Raw genomic sequence first — 18286 nt, forward strand, 5'->3', positions numbered from 1 at the left:
TTATTAGGTTATTAGGTTATTAGGTTATTATCGTGATAGCCGAAATAATATAAGTATAAATTCTATTGGTTTCCACTCACTGTTTTCTCCTCCAGCTCCCGTATCTTTTGCCTGTAACTTTCTTCTACCTGCAAACGCTCAAATTCAGCGCCGGCACGCGATGCAAAGATGGACAGGATATATCGTGAGTTTGGAATTTCTTCCATGGGCTGATCATCCATAATCAGCAATAATCCGCAAACCTCACCGGCTGCGCAGAAAATGGGTGTTCCCAGGTAAGCTTCAATATTCAGTTGTTTGACAAGGATATCATCGGGAAACATTTCCCTGAGGTTTCGTGGATAAAACGTAGGATATCCGCGGATCACATTGAGCGAAGGACTTGTTTCAAGTTCAAATGTAAAGGGCTCGAGTGTTTTTGACCTGTGCCATCCATGAACCAGGGTTGCCAATTTTTTGTCATCACTTACTTTAGCAACCATTACAGTACAAACGCTGAAGGTTTTTGCAAGTAATTCAGTGAGTGTTGAGAAATAGGCCTGACCCGTAGATTTAGACGTATATTTGATCATTGTTGACAGCATTTCGGCTGTTTTCATATAATCAATAACACGGCGAACGCGAAAAACAACAACCGGGATCCCTTTCGATTTCACCTGCCGTATGATGCAACGGCCCCAGAATACATTGCCTTTAAGTGAACGGAAAGACAGTTCCTGGCTATGTTCAATGCCTTTACCGATGGTTTCAAGAAAAATATTCCTGCTGAATTCAACGGGTTCCGATTCATAAAGCGAAAACGCATTCCTGCCTTCTATCTCTGTTTTGTCAGAAGCCTGGAAAAGTTGCAGTGCTTTGGCATTGCAATCGTAAATAACGAAGTCGCGGGGATGGATTAAGAAAATCGCATCGGGGGAATCATCAAAAATTGCCCTGAACAGTTCATCAGTGCCATCGTGCAGCGGCTGAGAAACTTTATCGGCATATAACCTATAATTGCGCATTGAAAAAGGCTGGTTTAAGTGTGTGGTGTAAATTACGTTTAAACGCTTGAAATGTTGTGGTTTTATTGACGAAATTCAGAATTTGTTGACAAAGAATTTCAGTTATTAAGGAATATAGCAAATAAGGCCTAAGAGATACATCAATACCGAAAATCTCTTAGGCCTTAAAAGCTTAATTACTGATTACTTTTTTACTTAAACAGTCCTTCATCCCTTATCAGCATCAGAATGGCATTGTGAGGGACGATAACATATTTTTCATTATTGAATTCAATCTCCCAGCCGCTCTTCTGGAGATAAATGGCTTCATCCCCTATCTTCGGCTGCAATGGAACATATTTCACTTCATCGCTTTTATCCTTCCACGGTTCATCCACCTCGTTAATGGCAGGAATAGGATAACCCGGGCCTACTTTCACAACATACCCTGTCTGAATGTTCTCACGCTCCTGCACACCCGGAGGCAGATATAACCCGGTTTTTGTTTTTTCATGTGGTGTCTTAGGCTTAATCAATACCCTGTCGCCAACAACAATAAACTTATCCAGATTCTGGTTCCCTATTTCGAGTGACATGTGAGATGTTTGCAGCAAATATAGTAAAAACAACAAAGCACGTCATTGCGAACACCGGTTCCTACGGTGTGAAGCAATCTGCCCGAACAGGAAGGGCTTGAAATCTTCAAACCGCGAAGCTTCAAACAGCGAAGCATCAAACAGCAAAGCGTCAAACGGCGAAGCCTTCAAACGGCGAAGCCAATCAAACACCGATCAAGGAACACTGATTTAAGATTTAAGAAGAAGTTCCTATAAAGAAATGATCTCCAACCCAAACCTCTCTCTCAAAAATGCCTTTGTTGCCTCAGCTTCTTCAGTAAACCCCAGGAACATACCACCGCCACCCGAACCGCACAGTTTAAGGGAAAATAATCCCGATTCACTGCCAGCATTCCAAACCGGCTTTATAGCATCGGGAATCATGGGCGACAGGAATCTGACCTGGGCGTCAGAAAGTGCGGAAACCTGCTTCAATCCAAGGCTCCCGTTTTTCCACGATTCAACGGATGAGTTCACCAACGGTACATATTCTCCCTGGAAGTCTGAAAAGTATGAATGCTGACTGAACATTCTTCTGAATTCATTCACCAATGGTGCGGTTTCACAGGTTATTCCGCTATCCAATAAAAAAGGAACAATCCTGGTTTCCTTCGGAATTTCAGGTATTTTATACTCCGATTTTTCAATGATAACCGGAGCACCTATGTAAATGGATAATGGATCCACACCGGAACTGGTGCCATGGAAAAAGGACTCCATGAAAGCAAAAAGCTGCTGCAGAGTATTCAGATCTCTGATCTCCGATCTTTTATAGGAATCATACACAGCAGCGCACAAAGCACCTGAGCTGCCCAGTCCCTTATGCTCCGGAACAGAAGATTTCAAATAAAGGCCCCGGACTACATCATTCCTGAAGGCTTCCGTGTCGATGACTTCACTGGCATTACTGTTTATAAAACTACTGAACCGAACCAGAACATCATTTGACCGTCGCACGGAATCATCCGCAGTTCCGGCTGCCATGACAAGTTGCGCTGTTGCCCTGCGATAAGGAATGATTAAAACAGATGAACCGGCCATTACAGAGTATTCTCCAAACAGGATGACTTTGCCGTTGAAAATTCTGAAAGAGCCCATTTCAGCGTATTTTTAACGGTCCATTACCGGCCAAATCATGAATCACTTTCCCATTTTCGCAATAACCGGTAAGCTCTTTTTCAATGAATGTAATTACACCTGCTTTTGTAGAATCAGGGTACAACACATGCACGTTGGGACCGGCGTCCAGCGTGAATCCGACCGGGATTCCTGTTTGCCGGCGGAATTCCTTTATCCGTATGATGATCTCAAAGGTTTCCGGCCTGATGAGCATATAACCCGGGTCAGAAGTCATCATAAGGGCATGAAGAGTAAGTGCCTCGGTTTCGGTCACATTCATCAAATCATTCATTTCACCCGAATTCAGGGCACTAAGAATCCTCTCAAGATTTCGTTCCGCCTGCCCGATCCTGGCTTCACGAAGCGGATGTTTAATCATTAGCTCATGTCCACGGCTGCTTGAAACGGATTTAGCACCCGAAGATACAACCAGGACAGAATCTCTTAAAGCTGAAAGAACCTGGCCTTTATCTTCGACAGGCAGTGCATATTCATCTGAAGATCCTAATATAAAGGGTGTTTCACCCCATAAAGTCAGTCCGCCGAATACCGAGCGGCATGCACTTCCTGATCCGAGTCGTGCCATAAAGGATGCCTTCCTGAAGAAATCAGTGGTTAAGGTTTCCTCATTGTTTTGCATACTGCAGACAACCAATGCCAGGGCTCCAAAAAAAGAGGCGGAAGATGCAATTCCAGATGAATGGGGAAAGCTGTTGCACGATTCCAGCTTTATATGCAGGTTATTTATAAAAGGGAAATAGGGAATAAGCTTTCTGAAATAGGATACTATGCGATCCTCAAATTGAGGGTTCTGTTTTCCTTCAAACAGGAACTCAAGTTTAAAGGGTGCACCGGGCTTAATGCTGTAGTCAGATGTGAGGCTGGTGAAGCAGTTTGTAAGAGTTACGCTTAAGGAAGGGTTTGCCGGTTTCTGATCATTCTTTTTGCCCCAATATTTGACAAGGGCAATATTTGAAGGGCATTTCCATTCGGTTATGCCCTCTGATGGTTTATAAATTGCAGGCTGAAAGGCTTCTGCCAGGTAAGTTGTTTCAACAATTGCGGGGGACATTATAGTACGATTTGATTAAAAGAAAATATCGGAGTGGTCCCTTTCGAATTAAAGTATTGCCTGACGGCAGTTTCATTTTCTTCACTGACAGCCAGGGCAAAGTCGCCTCCCCAGGTTCCCAGGGATTTCATTTCACCGGGAAAATCATCGAACATCAATTCCTTTACAGTCGGCTTTTCCAGCAATTCAGACAGTATCTGCTCATGCCGACCGATAAGATTAACAAATTCCTTTAAATCCCGGGCCTCAGCTATTCTGAGGGTCAGATCATCAATCATGGTTATGTGTTTCCGTTCAACTTTCCCTGTAGAATTCCATCCTGAAATTCCGGTTCCCGTATCCACCTTTTCCCCCAGGTAAACAAGCCAGAGTTTGTCTCTGTATCCGGGATTGAAGACTATACGGCAATATGAAGGTTTACCGTTTATCTGCCGGTATACGACCGGTCCGTCAGATAAAGCCCCTGCAAGATCGGCACCTGATCCCCCGAACGTTTTAAATAAAAGTTGAAACGGATCTACACCGGCCCAAGCAGCAACGTTGGCAACCAGTGCAGCACTGCTGCCAAAGCCCCATTCCATTTTGAATCCTGTATAGGTGTTGACTTCTAAACCGCCAGGTGATGCAAATAAAGCAGGATTCAAGTTTCCTGCTTCCTGTAACAACGAAACTAATTTTTGTGCTGTATTTTGATCTGTGGTTTCTGAAACAGTCCACGTGACGGTATCTGCAACCATTGTGAACCAAAGATAATCCATTGAATAAGCATTCCATTTAATTTGCCCATCCTGGCCTTTCAGTGAAACTTGCATATCTTGTCCGGGTTTCAGGGGGAGTACTATGGCCCTGGCCCCGAGAAGGACCATGTATTCACCGGTTAGTATAAGCTTTCCGTTGGAGCGGTACATTATGTGTTTAAAGGTTTAGATGTTTAAAGGTTTAGGTATTCGGAATAGATCGTCATTGCGAACACCGGTTCCTACGGTGTGAAGCAATCTGCCCGCACAGGAAGTTCCCTGCCAGAAGCACTGGTTTGGTACCAATGGAACCCGCGGCATCGCTCCGTTTAAAGACCTTCCTGTGCTGGCAGATTGCTTCGTCGCCTGAGAATCTGCTATAATCAGTGAACTGACTGGCTCCTCGCAATGACGGGGCATCTATTTTTATCTTTTTCGTAATTCCGACAAAAATTCTTTTACATCTGAATAGGAAACGGTTTTATTATGAAACCAGGTGAAAGCTTCCTTCTTTTCAGAAATACCAGCACTTAACTGGTTCAGAATGTTGGCCAGGTGAAGTTTCATATGACCCCGTTGAATCCCACCTGTGATCAGTGCTTTTATAGCACTGAAATGATTGGCCATTCCCGCTGAGGCTGCAACTGACATCAGTTCACCTGCGCCGGGATTACCAAGCAGTGCAAGCGATGCCTTAGCCATAGGATGAAGGCTTGTGAGACCACCGGTGACACCCACTGCAAGAGGAATGTCGATAATAAACTCAAACAAACCCGGTTTCAGGAATAACCGCGACAACGAGGTATACCCTCCGCCTGAAGAAGCCCAGGAATGACCGGCCGCCTCCGCAGCCCTGAAATCATTCCCTGTGGCTAACATTACGGCGTCAACCCCGTTATATATCCCCTTATTATGAGTGACCGCCCTGTTCATATCGATTGAAGCGATATTCACCGCCAGTTCAAACCTGCGCAGGAATTCGGTGTCAAACTCATCGGCAGGACATGAAACTTTACATTCTACCCGACACCCGGGTGTATAGTTTGATAAAATAGACAAGATCACCTCAATATGCCTGCCCGTGTTTTGTTCCTCAAAACGATTCACCATAAATTCAGACATCTTTTCCAGGCAGGTATTAATGAAATTAGCTCCCATGGCATCCGCTGTGTTGAAAAGCACCTCCGCCCTGAAATAATTTTCCAGCCTGTCAGTCATATCCTGCAGGGTTACCTGTTGAATCCCCCCTCCCCTGGCCCGCATCGACGCAGTGAATGAGCTGACACAATCAACCATGGCAGGCTTAATTTCTTCAAACATTCTGAAAAGTATTTCCTTGTCCCCGTTCCACATAAAATGGATGTGTCCGGCTTTTGTCATGCCTATAATCCGGGTTGTGAATCCGCCCTTTTTATACCAGAATTTAGCAGCGGAAGCAGCAGCAGCAACAACGGAACTTTCTTCGGTAACCATAGGGATGATATACTCCTTTCCGTTAACCAGGAAATTAGGGGCAAGATTGTATGGAAGAGGAAATCCGGAGACTGCATTTTCAGTGAAATCATCCAGTTCACCCTTCCAGTTGGTATGCATCTGCCTGATAAATTCAGATGGCTGAGAAGTAAATTCTGAAGCAACCTGAATTTTCTGTTCACGGGTCATTGTTGAAAACCCTTCAATCATCTTTTCCGGTTTCAATCTATTTCACAGTTAGATAGGCATAAGCCAGTTTAAGTCCGTTCACCTGGTCGGTACAGTATTTTTGCAACGATTCGTATCCTTCAGCCGCGTGTTTCAGGAATCCTGATGCCTGCCCATATATAGCCGTTGTGTGAACTTTATTGATGAGGTAATATCCGTCGAGAAAATTTTTTATTCCCCCGGAAACGATCACTTCATGGCATCGTGTTGTGTGCTCACTATCCAGTATCTCATTCACATAATTTACCATGCTGAATCCCGGTTCGCCTATGCGGGTATAAGGTTCATACAGAAACTGTCTGTCAGTGCTGCCGCGCATGAGTTCGACCCTGGCAAAGTTGGTTCCCCCGAAAGCAGCAAACTCAATGGCGCTGATGGGTAATTTAAATAATTCACGAAGGCTTGCAGGCCCCATTCCCTGTCCCACTTCTTTCACAATAACCGGATATCGGGCCACTTTTAGTAACCGTTTTATAGTTTCAACAGGCGGATGGTTTAACCTGTCGCCTTCAGGTTGAAACCATTCCTGCAGGGGATTGATATGAATAATGAGTCCGTCTGCCTTAAGGCTGTCAACCAAATGGTGAATGGCTTCCGTTTTGTTTTCATGGATCAGCTGTTCGGTTTGAACAATGCCAAGATTTGCGAATAACGGGAGATCAGTTCCTATAATGTCCCGCACATTAAAATCATCAAAATAGGTATTTCCGTGAAGCAATGTCCGGCATGAACCGAGTCCCATTCCCATACCGAATTCCCGGCAGGCTTTTGCCAGGTTATGATTTATATCCTTTGCGCCGGATGTGCCTCCCGTCATGCTTGAAACCCAGAGCGGAGCCCTAAGCTTCTTCCCAAGGAATTTCACCGGAGGAAGGTCTCCCTCCGGATGAGCACTTAACAGAGGTTCATAATGAAACCGGTTATCGTGTTCCTCAATGCTGATCTGAGATTGCAGTGCAGCATGAATATGATCGGTTTTACGCTGCTCCATCAGAGAAGGTGTTTTAAACCCAGAAAGCGTGATATCACAATATGGAGAATTTCAGATGTTCCTTCGCCTATCTGAAGAATACGCTGATCGCGGTAAAAGCGCTCAATGGGATTGTCTTTGAATAAACCATAGGCGCCGAAAATCTGGACTGCCTGGTCAGCTATTTCTTTTGCAATTTCAGAACAGTAAAGCTTTGAAATAGCTGCTTCACGTTCATAAGGCTTATTCTGATCCTTTAGAATGCAAGCCAAATAAAGCGTGTTGCGGGCCAGTTCAAGCTTCATATCCATATCGGCAAGTTTAAAGGCTATCGCCTGGTTTTTTCCTATCGGATGTCCGAATTGCTGCCTCTTTTGTGAATATTCGAGCGCCATTTCAAACGCACCCTGAGCAAGTCCCAAACCCATGGCCGCAATAGCCAGCCTTCCGCCGTCAAGGGTTTTAAGCATAATACGGGCACCCATTCCCCGTGTTCCGAGAATGTTTTCTTCCGGCACACGGCAGTCTTTGAATTCAAGCGTACCGGTATCAGCTGCTCTCCACATCATTTTGTTATGGATGCGCTGGCAGAAATAACCGGGGGAATTACGCGGGACCAGTATGGCTGAAAGCTCCCTGGTTCCGTTATTTTCACCTGTAACAACCTGCAATGTGGCTCCGAAAGATATATCCGAAGATGAATTGGTTATAAATATCTTTGATCCGTTTATTACCCATTCGCCTTTTTCAAGAACGGCTGATGTTTTAGTACCACGGGCATCCGAGCCTGCAGTTTCTTCAGTTAGTCCAAAAGCCCAAAGCTTATCGCCCCTGCAAAAGGCAGGAAGCATTTCGGACTTTTGCTTTTCATTTCCGAATTGAAAAACCGGACCTATTCCAAGGGAATTATGCGATGCCACAGTGGCTGCCTGGGAGCTGTCGATCCGGGCGAGTTCTTCAACGGCAATAATGTAAGATAATGTATCAAGATCCTGGCCACCATAACGACCGGGCAAGGTAATGCCAAACAAGCCGAAATCCCCCATCTTTTTAGTAATTTCAACTGAAAACTGGTTCTTTTCGTCCAGTTCCGCTGCGAGACCCCGAATTTCGGATTCGGCAAAATCTCTGACCTTTTGCCTGTATAATTGGTGTTTCTCTGTAAGTAAAGGATGCATTTAGTTATAAACTTAATTGTTAATAGAATCCTGCAGGTAAATCAGCGGTTCATCTTTTTTCACCCTGTCACCTGTTTTAATGGCGATTTTTTCAACCATGCCTTCACATGTTGCCATAATTGTGTTTTCAAGTTTCATCGATTCAATGGTTAGCAGGTAATCACCCCTGTTTATCCTCTGTCCCTCCGATACCCTTATATTCAATACCGTTCCGGGCTGAGGTGCTTTAACCATATTACTATGGCTTGTAAAATATGCCGTTTCACTTACATAATCCTTTTCGGACTTCAGCGCAAAAACAGGCCATTGCCAGGTTAAATGACCGTCTGAAACCGATACGGTTGTTCCTTGTTCAAAACGGGCATACAATTCAACAGGCCGGCCATTGAAAAGGAAACGCAACCTGTTGCCGCTTTTATTCAGGTCTGAAATTTCAATTCTTTCTTCATTGATATATAAGTCAATGCTTTGGGGTCCGGTTCTTTCATATTCTATTTCGGTTACTCCCTGATCGGCACGAAACCGAATGCGGTTTACATTTCTCCAGAAACCGGAATTCCAGACTGCATGTTTTTCTGTCGATTCAGAATTCAATACCCAAAATGCAGCACCACAAAGCGAGACCCGTTCAAATACTTTCCGGCGTTGGGCAATCAGCAAGCTGTACCCATCCAGTTTTTGGTTCAGCCACACCGTGGAAGTTTTTTCATTTTTGAAATCAGGATCAGACAGGATCAGATCAAGCAATGCCAGATTGTTATGAATTCCGGTTACAGCAGTTTGTTTAACAGTACGTTTCAAAAGTTCAACAGCCTCACTGCGTGAATTAGCATGAATAAGGATTTTGGCAACCAGCGGATCAAAGTTCTCAGCGATGGCACTCCCCGGCCTCACCGATGTTTCAAGTCGAAGTCCATTTACTTCAGGAAATGATAGTTCATGCACAATTCCGGGAGAAGGTAACAGGTCATTCTCAGGGTCTTCAGCATACATACGTGCTTCAATGGCATGACCTTCCGACTTTAGATTCTGTTGCTTTAAAGCAAGCGGAAATCCTGCGGCAATTTTGATTTGTTCCGCAACCATGTCGACTCCTGTAATTAATTCAGTAACGCCGTGCTCGACCTGTATTCGCGGATTCACTTCAAGAAAATAGTATTTACCCGAAGGTTCAACCAGGAATTCAACCGTTCCGGCACCTTCGTATTTAACTGACCGGGCAATCTGAAGGGATGCATGGATAAGCTCATTCAAAACATGTGCTGGAACTGATGAAGGACTTTCCTCGATAAGCTTCTGATGACGCCGCTGCACCGAACATTCCCTTTCAAAAAGATGAACGGCATTGCCATATTTATCAGCAAGAATTTGTATTTCGATGTGCCTTGCGTTTTCAATATATTTTTCAATATATATCCGGTTGTCGCCGAAATATTGAAGTGCTTCATTTGAGGTAGTTTTCAGCACATTTTCAATGTCATCGGGCGAAGATACAAGCCGCATACCTTTGCCACCGCCTCCTACCACGGCTTTTACAATTACCGGGTAAGGCAAAGTATCCTTCAGGGAAAGCAATTCCAGGGAGTTTCCGCAAAACGACTCAGGAACCGGAATTCCAAGTGAACCGGCCCATTCACGGGCGTTTATTTTATCTCCCATTAATTTCAGAATCGAAGCAGGCGGCCCTATAAATGCAATATTGTGGGTATGGCAAGCTTCGGCAAAGAGAGAATTTTCTGCAAGAAAGCCATAGCCCGGATGAATCGCATCACAGCCGGTTTCGACAGCGATGTCAATTATTTTTTCAATATTCAGCCATGTTTCCAAAAGCGTTCCTTTACCAAGAGAGAACGATTCATCACTTTCTTCAGACCACGGGTTACCGGCTTCAATTTCAGTGTAGAGCGAAACAGTGGAAATACCCATTTTGCGCGTTGTCCGTATAATCCGTAACGCGATTTCGCCCCTGTTGGCAATCAGTATTTTTTTCAAAGGCCTTTCCATGAAATCAAAGCATTTCATTTTCCCAGACAGGAAGTCGTTTCTGAAGACAGGCATTAACGCCTTCCCTGGCTTCTAAGGATGTTCTTATGCCGGCCAGCTGATTTGCCGTCTGGGTCTTCAGTCCGGGTAATAGCAGATCAGGGTATGGATTGCGGAGATTATACTTAATTGTACGCTGTGCTTCAGGAGCACCTCTTAATAACTGGCTGATAAGTCCCTCGAGAATTTCCTGCGCACCAGGTTCATCATATATCCGGTTAACAAGTCCGGTTTCTTTTGCCTCCCCGGCTGTAAAATTGCGGCCGGTAAGAAGGTATTCGCTTATTTTACCAGGGCCTGTTTTAGCCGTGACATAGGGCATAATTGTGGCAGGCACCAATCCAAGCAATACTTCGGAAAAAGCAAAGACTGAATTATTTTCTGCAAGTACAATATCAGAAGCAGCAGCAAAGCCATTCCCGCCCCCCATGCAAAACCCGTGAACCTGGCTTATAATTATTTTCTTACTGTTGTAAATTTCATGAAAGCAGGATGCAAGTATCTCACATTCAACATAGTTCTCCTCGATTGACAAGCTCAACGAGTTTTGCATCCAGTTAAGATCGGCTCCTGAGCAAAATGAATTCCCTTTTCCGCGGATAGTAATGATTCGTATGGATGGAACGTTGTTCAGGTGAAGTATAGCCTGAAGAAATTGTGACAGCATTTCAATATTCAGTGCATTGTGTTTTTCAGGCCTGTTAAGCCATATAACAGCCGAATTTCCGCTTATTTCTGTGAGAACGGGAGTTTCTTTTACCATTTGACACAATTGTATTACATGCGATAGATCCCATTTTCAGGATCAGCGAATTTTTTGTTCATTGACATGGCGATGCCCAATCCAAGCACCTTCCTGATATCCACGGGATCGATGATCCCGTCATCCCACAACCGGGAGGTGCTGTAATAAGGAGATCCCTGCTTTTCGTAAGTTTCAAATATTGTGCTTCGTTTGGTTTCTGCCTGGAGTACTGCTGCAGAGCCATTATTGTGTTTTTCGCCTATAGTAACCAGCACATGCGCGGCCTGCTCGGCTCCCATCACTGAAATACGTGCACCCGGAAGCATGAATAAAAGCCGTGGGTTAAAGGCTCTGCCAGACATAGCATAATTCCCCGCCCCGAATGAACCGCCGGTGATTATTGTGAATTTAGGAACCACGGATGTAGCAACTGCATGTACCATTTTGGCACCGTCGCGGGCTATTCCGTTATGTTCAGCCTCCCTGCCCACCATAAATCCGGTGATATGCTGAAGAAAGACCATGGGAATCTTACGGTAATTGCAAAGTTCGATAAAATGTGTTCCTTTTAAGGCCGAGGATGCATGGATTACACCGTGGTTAGCGAGAATTCCGACTGTATAGCCCATTATCCGCGCAAATCCGGTGACCAGGGTTTGGCCATATTCCGTCTTGAATTCCTGGAAACGGCTTCCGTCTACAATCCGGGCAATGATCTCACGGGGATCAGGATTTTCCCTGACTGATTGAGGAAGAAGGCCATATAATTCGTGGGGGTCATATAAAGGTTCTTCAGGGGTAGCTTGCAGGTTGCTTTGCTTTTCAGGCCGGTGAAGCGTTTCAAAAATGTTCCTGCAAATATGGAGCGCATGCTCATCGTTGACTGCAAGATGGTCAGCCACACCCGAAATACCTGTGTGAACTGCAGCGCCACCCAATTCTTCAGCTGAAATTTCTTCACCTATTGCGGCACTAACAAGGGGCGGACCTCCTAAAAAAATAGTACCCTGGTTCCTGACGATGATCGTTTCTTCACACATGACGGGTATATAGGCCCCGCCTGCTGTGCAGGAGCCCAAAACAACAGCAACCTGTGGAATGGCGGCGGCAGAAAGAACCGACTGGTTATAAAAGATCCTTCCGAAATCATTCTTGTCGGCAAAAACCCTTGCCTGTTCAGGAAGATAAATACCACCCGAATCGACAAGATAAATACAGGGCAGGTTGTTTTCGAGTGCAATTTCCTGGGCCCGAAGGTGTTTTTTAATCGTTTCAGCCACATAAGTGCCGCCCTTGATGGTTGCATCATTCGCAATGATAACTGTTTCACGGCCGTGGATGATTCCAATGCCGGTTACAATGCCTGCACCAGGAAACTTATCTTCATATTGTCCGAAAGCCGCCAGAGGAGACAATTCCAGGAATGCGCCCGAGGTGTCGACAAGAAGGTCTATGCGTTGCCTTGCAGTTAGTTTTCCTTTTGATGTATGATTCCGGATGCGTTCAGGATCACCGCCACGGGTATACTTCCGGATGTACTGCCGGAGTTCGGCAACAGACGACTCATATGATTCCCTTCGGATCCTGAATTGTTCATTACCCGTTTTAATATTTGATTTGAGAACATCCAAGGTATTTCAATGCTTTGCAGATTAACACCATCCTTTAATAATTGTTCATAACGCAACCATTTGAATGTGTTTAACGTAAACGAGCTAAAAATCAAACATGTCCGGCAAACTGATCCAGAAACGCGGCCAGAAGAAGTACAATGTACCGGTCATTGGCCATTTCGGTGACAAAAGTGTGCGCTTTAAATCAATCCTTCAGGCTGAAAGGCTTGTCGGAATCAACTACAACCTGATTTTCGAGGCCTGCATCGGTAAGATTTACAGGGCCGGTAATGTTTACTGGGAATTTGAAAGAGGAAATCACTACATTAAATACAAGGCCTATTACTTAAGGGCCAAGGAAAAGATTAAAGAGCTGGAAGAGAAGCACGCAGGCTGAACGTCGGCCGTCATTGCGAGGAGCCACACATACCAATGAGTTTACCAAAATTTCAAGCGACGAAGCAATCTGCCTGAACAGGAAGGACGCTGCAAAGTGATACTTATTCCAATTATTTTTGTCTTGGTAATGTTCTGCCTGTGCTGACAGATTGCTTCGTCGCGATAGATTCTGCCATAATCATAATTTTTGTTTGCTCCTCGCAATGACGATTTTCATTTTTTCCTATATTTCGGCTACAAATTTTTCCAATGGGAATATCTCAACCGCCGGAATCCCAGATAACAGGGCAGCCACAGAACACATGGGTTTCAGAACCAAACCCAAAAGCGTATACCCCTTACCTGAAGAAAGCCTGGAAAATAGCAAAATGGAGCGCCATTGGTTTCTTCGGTTCAACCATCCTTGCAGTTCTTCTTTTCTCCTTTATCAATCCTCCCCTAACACCCCTGATGCTTCAAAGAGCGTTTGCAAAAGATTCCAAAGGTCATTTTGCCGGTATCCATAAAGACTGGGTTTCATACCGGCATATTTCTCCCAATATGATACAGGCGGTTGTAGCTTCGGAGGACAACCGGTTTACAGAGCACTTCGGAATCGATATGCAGGCTGTAGAAAAGGCTGTAGATTATAATAAAAGGCACAGGAGAAAGCATGGCGCCAGTACAATCAGCCAGCAGGTGGCTAAAAATGTATTCCTTTGGCCGGCACGGACCTGGATAAGGAAAGGATTTGAACTTTATTTCACGGTGATGATTGAAACCGTCTGGAGCAAAAAAAGGATAATGGTTGTATACCTCAACGTGGTTGAAACAGGCAATGGAGTATACGGCGTTGAAGCGGCCTCGCAAAAATACTTTCATAAACCGGCATCGCGTCTCACCCGGGGTGAGGCGGCCCTAATAGCCGCATCCCTGCCGAATCCGAGGAAAAGAAACCCCTCCCAGCCTTCGGCTTACATGCTCCGAAGGCAGGCGAAGATATTGGATATCATGAGAAAGATAGGGAAGGTGGAATTATAAAATACCACGTCATTGCGAGGAGCAAGAACAATTATTGATTATAGAATAGATTTTATGCGACGAAGCAATCTGCCCGAGCAGGTAAGACCTTGCAAAGAGAGATACTTCCGTTGTTTGTCTTTCTTGGTTAGGCCATTCCTGTGCCGGCAGATTGCTTCGTCGCGGCAACATCCTGCTATAATCAGAGTTATGGCTCGCTCCCCGCAATGACGAACTATTACATCAGCACTGCCTTCGCGAAATTCACACAGTTCTTTACTTCTTTCACAGCGTCTGACCAGGGTTTTACATCGTATTCAAGCTCTATATCACAGAATATGGGATATTTCTGTTTCTGTACAAATGTAAGTACTTCGGCAAGCGGCATTTGTCCCTGTCCCCAAACCTGGTTTGTATTCGCCGGATCAACATTCGGACCGGTCTTGTCTTTGATATGCAGGCTTACAATCCGGTCGTGGTATTTCTCAATAAATTCATTCGGATGTTTACCTGTCGAACCGAAATAATGTCCTGAATCAAAATTGAGCATGACACTGGGCGAAACGGCGAGGAAAGGATCCACGCTGAAGCCCGGAGTGGCAAACTGCATATGGTTATGAAAAATGGCATACAGGCCATGCTTTTCAGCAAACGGGGCGAGTTTTTTCACAGCTTCCTCGCCGATTTCTTCTGTTACCCCTTTGGCACCAATTGCCTTTGCGGCTTTAAAAGCATAATCGATTTCTTCATCACTCCATTTAGACGGCGAAAATTTGATGATATGAACGGATATTCCGGCATCATCAAATTTCTTTTTTACATCGGCATATTTACTGATCGGTAGTGCAAGCCGCCATGCTTTTACATCCTGGTTGTATTTCTCCATGGCTGCCTTTTGCTCGGGTGTCAGTTCAAATCTGCGTGGAGGAGGCGGAGGAGGCGCAGCAGGCTGAGGTGTTTTTGGCTGAACATCAGTTGCTGGTGCGGGTGGCGGAGGAGGCGGTGGAGGAGGCGCATTCCTGAAAAAGGACATCATCGGATTCTCCGGGGCACCAAGATATTCTTCCACATCGCCGCTCATCAGCTCGATCGTGCTGATGCCGGTTTCAGTGCAATATTTGATAATGTTGTCCACACCGCCGGGCATACTTCTCCAGCTATAGGTGATGGCGCCGATATTTACACCATTGAAATTTGAATCGGTCAATTGGAAAGATGAAGCGGGTGATTTACCCAGGGCACTTTTCAACGGAACCATTGAAAATGCAGCGACGGCAGCGGTACTTCCAATAAAGCGCCTGCGCGAAAACCCTTTGCTTTTGTTGATTTTGTTATCCATAATCGTTGATTTAGTTTTCAGAAGATTATTAAAATTAGGATAATTCAATTCGGAAAACAAACACAATCTACGAATAGGGAGAAAGTATGGATAAAAAGCCCGGACTGAAGTCCGGAGCAATTCATACGACACCGGTTAATTTTCGTATTACCGGGTTGAGCATTTGGGACATCCGGTGCAACCGGTTTTCTTCTTCGGGGAAAAACACATTGAATATACGCTGTAAAAGGTATACCCAGCTGAAACACAAACTGCTGTATAGGTAAGAATATCCTGTATCATGGCTCAGACAAATAAAACGGCAATGTTAAAAGTTATAAATGAGGCGATCCACGCCAGTGCGGTAGTCATGGTAAGCGAAAACAGCGGCCATTTCACCGATCCGGTTTCATTGTAAATTGCCGTAAGGGTGGCCAGGCAAGGAAAATAAAGCAATGTAAACACCAGGAATGAAAGGGTGGCTGGTATTGTGAATTCCCCTGAAGCGCTGATTCTCTGTTCAAGCGAAACAGACGAATTGGCATGATCGTCAGAATAAATCACACCCATTGTACTGACTACTATTTCTTTGGCAGCAATACCGGTAATCAGGCAGACGCCCATTTTCCAATCGAATCCCAGCGGGGCAATCACGGGTTGAACTGTTTTTCCGATTCGGGCAATATATGAATTCTGCACCGAAGAGGTTTGCTGTGCCTGTTTTTCTGTCTTCTGAACCGGAAAATAACCAAGTGCCCAAATTAAAACAGAGGCAATAAGAATGATTCCTCCCATTTTCCTGAGATATTGTGATGCCTTCATCCACATATGCTTTGTCACCGACCTGATTGTCGGCAATCTGTAGGGAGGAAGTTCCATTACAAACGGTGCATCGGAAGATTTAAAAAGAGTCTTTTTAAAAACAAGCGCGACACCCACAGCCATAATTATACCGATAAGGTAAATGGAAAACAGCAGGGTTCCCTTGAATGAAGGGAAAACGGCCCCTATGAGCAGTATGTAAACCGGCAATCGGGCACTGCACGACATAAACGGATTAATCAGGATAGTAAGCAGGCGATTGCTCCTGTTTTCGATTGTCCGCGTTGCCATGATGGCAGGAACGTTGCACCCGAATCCCATAATCAGGGGAATGAATGACTTGCCATGCAGGCCTATCTTATGCATCAGCTTATCGGTTATAAAAGCCGCCCGTGCCATATAACCGGTGTCTTCCATTATGGAAATAAAGAAAAACAGGATCAGAATATTTGGTAAAAACACAATTACGCCTCCCACACCACCGATTATCCCGTCAGTCAGCAGATCCTTGAATGACCCGGCCGCCATGTGTTCATTAATGAGTGAGGATAACAACGCCACGCCGTTTTCAATCCATTGCTGCGGATAAGCGCCCAAATTAAATGTAGCCGAAAACATAACCCACATAAACAACAGGAAAACCGGGAAACCCAGGTAACGGTTGGTCAGAAGGTTATCAATGCCGTCCGATACCTTGCGCCGGTTCAAAGTTCCTGGTTTATAGGTTTCCTTTAGTGCCCCTGAAATGAAACCATACCGGGCATCCGTAATCACACTTTCAACGGTATCGCTCATCAGGTGTTCAATCCTGGCGGATTCTTCGCGCGCTGTAATTGTAAGGGATTCATAAACCGGGCTGTTCATCATCAGGTCTTCAACATGACTGTCGCGCCCGAGAAGCCTAAGTGCCAGGAAACGTGGTGACAGGTTACCATCATAGCCGCCTGTCTTTCCGGAGTTGAGTTTACCGGTTATACGGGTGATGGACTGTTCTATTTCAGTGCCATAGTTGATTTTCACATATCGCTGAGAAGTTTCCCTGCCATTGTAAACATCAATCACCTTTCTGAACAGCTTGTTAATTCCCTTACCCCTGGCTCCGATTGTAGGGACAAACGGAATTCCGAGCATACTTCCCAGGGTGAGGTAATCAAAATGATCGTGAAGTTTCAGCAATTCATCGAACATATTTAGCGCCACAACCACTTTTACATTCATGTCGATCAGCTGGGTGGTGAGAAAAAGGTTCCTTTCAAGGTTTGCCGCATCGATTACATTTACAACGACATCGGGTTTGCTTTCGACGATGAATTCTCTCACAAATAATTCTTCAGGTGAATACGCCGAAACCGAGTAGGTTCCCGGAAGGTCAGTGAGGTGAATCACTGTGTCGTCAACCTTAAATGTTGCGGTTTTCGAACTTACAGTGACACCGGTATAGTTGCCGACATGCTCCCGCGATTTCGAAGCGTAATTATAAATAGTTGTTTTTCCTGAATTCGGGTTTCCGACCATGGCAACCCGGATAATCCTGTCTTGCCTGTTAATTTCAGGGGCTTCCTGCAAAAACTCAGGATGGATCTGCTCATCGTGAATTCCTTCGATTTTGTCGGTACTGACTTCAATAAGTGAGGCTTCATTCCTCCGCAAGGAAATATTATATCCAAGGATGCTGAATTCTATCGGGTCATTCAGCGGAGCATTTTTTACAACGGTAACTCTTTTCCCCTTCACAAAGCCCATTTCGCCGAGCCGCTGCCTGAACGCCCCTTTGCCTTTAACAAATATTATATAAACCGATTCACCTGTTTCAACTTCCGATAATTTCAAATGGCTGTTCATATAGAAAATTTCACGGTGTAATAATATTTATAATATGTGCCGTGAACAATACCAACATATTGTGAATTTATTTAAAGGGTAACAGGGAAATAAACCTCTTTTTTCCTTATTATTTCATTAAAATTCAT

At 44.8% G+C, this 18286-nt stretch carries 15 protein-coding genes; 2 read left to right on the top strand and 13 right to left on the bottom strand.

What is annotated here, in order from left to right; genetic code table 11:
• Positions 1 to 62: 62 nt before the first annotated feature.
• The 11 genes from VK179_15950 to VK179_16000 form a co-directional block, all read right to left on the bottom strand.
• The gene (locus VK179_15950; protein ID HLO60244.1) at positions 63 to 1004 is read right to left on the bottom strand and encodes a PAS domain S-box protein; all 942 of its coding nucleotides are present in this window, start codon (positions 1002 to 1004) and stop codon (positions 63 to 65) included.
• A gap of 191 nt (positions 1005 to 1195) precedes the next feature.
• Positions 1196 to 1579, bottom strand: coding sequence for a co-chaperone GroES family protein (locus VK179_15955; GenBank protein ID HLO60245.1), 384 nt, complete (start codon positions 1577 to 1579; stop codon positions 1196 to 1198).
• Positions 1580 to 1810: 231 nt separating this feature from the next.
• Positions 1811 to 2698 carry a hypothetical protein gene (locus tag VK179_15960; protein ID HLO60246.1) on the bottom strand — a complete coding sequence of 296 codons (888 nt, stop codon included), beginning with the start codon at positions 2696 to 2698 and terminating at the stop codon, positions 1811 to 1813.
• A gap of 1 nt (position 2699) precedes the next feature.
• Positions 2700 to 3791 carry a hypothetical protein gene (locus VK179_15965; protein ID HLO60247.1) on the bottom strand — a complete coding sequence of 364 codons (1092 nt, stop codon included), beginning with the start codon at positions 3789 to 3791 and terminating at the stop codon, positions 2700 to 2702.
• Positions 3791 to 4699, bottom strand: coding sequence for a GYDIA family GHMP kinase (locus VK179_15970; GenBank protein ID HLO60248.1), 909 nt, complete (start codon positions 4697 to 4699; stop codon positions 3791 to 3793). Before VK179_15970 ends, VK179_15965 begins: the two co-directional genes overlap by 1 nt.
• 255 nt (positions 4700 to 4954) lie before the next feature.
• Entirely contained in the window at positions 4955 to 6211 is a 1257-nt protein-coding gene (locus VK179_15975) for a hypothetical protein (GenBank protein ID HLO60249.1), read from the bottom strand.
• A gap of 16 nt (positions 6212 to 6227) precedes the next feature.
• Positions 6228 to 7220 carry a hypothetical protein gene (locus VK179_15980; protein HLO60250.1) on the bottom strand — a complete coding sequence of 331 codons (993 nt, stop codon included), beginning with the start codon at positions 7218 to 7220 and terminating at the stop codon, positions 6228 to 6230.
• Positions 7220 to 8377 (bottom strand): acyl-CoA dehydrogenase family protein, encoded by a 1158-nt coding sequence (locus VK179_15985; GenBank protein HLO60251.1) that lies wholly within the window; start codon positions 8375 to 8377, stop codon positions 7220 to 7222. The genes VK179_15980 and VK179_15985 overlap by 1 nt, the downstream gene beginning before the upstream one ends.
• Before the next feature lie 12 nt (positions 8378 to 8389).
• Entirely contained in the window at positions 8390 to 10381 is a 1992-nt protein-coding gene (locus VK179_15990; GenBank protein ID HLO60252.1) for a biotin carboxylase N-terminal domain-containing protein, read from the bottom strand.
• 4 nt (positions 10382 to 10385) lie between these two features.
• Positions 10386 to 11183 (bottom strand): enoyl-CoA hydratase-related protein, encoded by a 798-nt coding sequence (locus VK179_15995; protein ID HLO60253.1) that lies wholly within the window; start codon positions 11181 to 11183, stop codon positions 10386 to 10388.
• A gap of 14 nt (positions 11184 to 11197) precedes the next feature.
• Positions 11198 to 12796, bottom strand: a complete 1599-nt coding sequence (locus VK179_16000) for a carboxyl transferase domain-containing protein (protein ID HLO60254.1) — start codon at positions 12794 to 12796, stop codon at positions 11198 to 11200.
• Between the two features lie 97 nt (positions 12797 to 12893).
• Between VK179_16000 and VK179_16005 the strand changes: the two genes are divergently transcribed.
• Complete coding sequence (locus VK179_16005; GenBank protein HLO60255.1) at positions 12894 to 13175, top strand: hypothetical protein; 282 nt, start codon at positions 12894 to 12896, stop codon at positions 13173 to 13175.
• Positions 13176 to 13426: 251 nt separating this feature from the next.
• Positions 13427 to 14197 carry a monofunctional biosynthetic peptidoglycan transglycosylase gene (gene mtgA, locus VK179_16010; GenBank protein HLO60256.1) on the top strand — a complete coding sequence of 257 codons (771 nt, stop codon included), beginning with the start codon at positions 13427 to 13429 and terminating at the stop codon, positions 14195 to 14197.
• Between the two features lie 217 nt (positions 14198 to 14414).
• Here the strand turns inward: mtgA and VK179_16015 are convergent, their stop codons facing one another.
• Both VK179_16015 and feoB read right to left on the bottom strand, forming a co-directional pair.
• Entirely contained in the window at positions 14415 to 15515 is a 1101-nt protein-coding gene (locus tag VK179_16015; protein ID HLO60257.1) for a sugar phosphate isomerase/epimerase, read from the bottom strand.
• Positions 15516 to 15800: 285 nt separating this feature from the next.
• Positions 15801 to 18158 (bottom strand): ferrous iron transport protein B, encoded by a 2358-nt coding sequence (feoB, locus tag VK179_16020; GenBank protein HLO60258.1) that lies wholly within the window; start codon positions 18156 to 18158, stop codon positions 15801 to 15803.
• Positions 18159 to 18286: the final 128 nt, after the last annotated feature.

This window comes from Bacteroidales bacterium (genome assembly GCA_035299085.1).
Taxonomy (GTDB): domain Bacteria; phylum Bacteroidota; class Bacteroidia; order Bacteroidales; family UBA10428; genus UBA5072.